Genomic DNA, 1,224 nt, shown 5'->3' with positions numbered 1-1,224 from the left:
CTTGGTTGTTAGGGATGGAATTCAAAGAGGATTTTGAGGGGGGTGCAGAATGTTCAGACAACTTGACCTCTGCTCAGGAGTTGGCGCGGGGTTCTGTGTTGCAGGGCTGCAACTCGGATTTAAGCTTATCGGGGTTGCAGAAATTGACGAGTACTGTAGCGATATCCTGTCAAAACGATATCCAGGAGTACACAACTTTAACTGCGTTAAATCCCTTGCCTTTACTGGATGTGAGCGTGAGCTGCAACGAGGAAAAATGATCTCATTACTGGTTCCCCACCATGCCCCCCATTTTCAGTTGAAGGTGAAAGGAAAGGAGCAGCAGACGAGCGAGACTGTTTCCCCGCAGTCCTTAACATTATTGCAAACTATCAGCCCAGATTTGCAGCCATTGAAAATGTACCAGGGTTACTCACCTGTCCAAATTACCCAGGACAACCAACTGGCTCATATTTCAGAGGTTTGCTCAGAACCCTTGACAACATCGGGTACGATGCAGAATGGATTACTATCAGCAGTGGACACTTTGCCAGCCCCTTTATTAGAGAAAGACTACTGCTGGTTGCCGTCTCCAGGAGCCTTAAGCTTCAGTGGCAATGGACGACCACCTGGACAGACCAAGCAAGAGGCGCAATTGAAGAAACTAGGGGTAATCATACCAGGACAAGTAGTAAACCCGGAATTTCTAGAGAGCAGCTTCAATCTTCCACTTGGTTGGACAGATCCACAGGAAAGCAGATCAGCATCGGAATTGCTAGCAAAAATGGCATCATACGCGATCGCCGAGCAGCCCTCGGAAATGCTTTTGATTGGAGAGTTGCAAACATTGCACTCAAACGTGTCCTCTACCTTAACTCCCTTATCTGATAGCGAAGATACACAAAAAGGTGATCGCATGACAAAGCGCAAGACACCAAAACCCTTACCTCCGTCTAATACCCAACCAGATATATCTGTTGAAGTCATTGAACCGCAAGAACTTACTGAGGAGGAGTCACGCTTACGCCTGCACCTGGAGCGAAAAGTGGAACGGGCATTTTATGAAGCAGGTAAGGCTTTGACGGAATTACGGGATAGGAGGCTTTATCGTTCTACTCACAAAACCTTTGAGGAGTATTGTCGTGATAGATTTGGGCATAGTCGGCAGAAGTCTAACTATTTAATTGCAGCAGCAGGTGTTTTCGACAATTTGACAACAATTTGTTGTCAAAATTCTACCACTCA

Annotated in this window: 1 protein-coding gene; it reads left to right on the top strand. The window is 46.4% G+C overall.

The genetic code is table 11. From position 1 onward, the window contains the following. Window positions 1-264: 264 nt before the first annotated feature. Window positions 265-867, top strand: coding sequence for a DNA cytosine methyltransferase (locus G4P69_RS40860; protein ID WP_208344423.1), 603 nt, complete (start codon window positions 265-267; stop codon window positions 865-867). Window positions 868-1,224: the final 357 nt, after the last annotated feature.

Origin of the sequence: Aetokthonos hydrillicola CCALA 1050, assembly GCF_017591665.1 — a bacterium.
GTDB lineage: Bacteria > Cyanobacteriota > Cyanobacteriia > Cyanobacteriales > Nostocaceae > Aetokthonos > Aetokthonos hydrillicola.
This window is presented reverse-complemented; position numbering and strand designations above follow the sequence as displayed.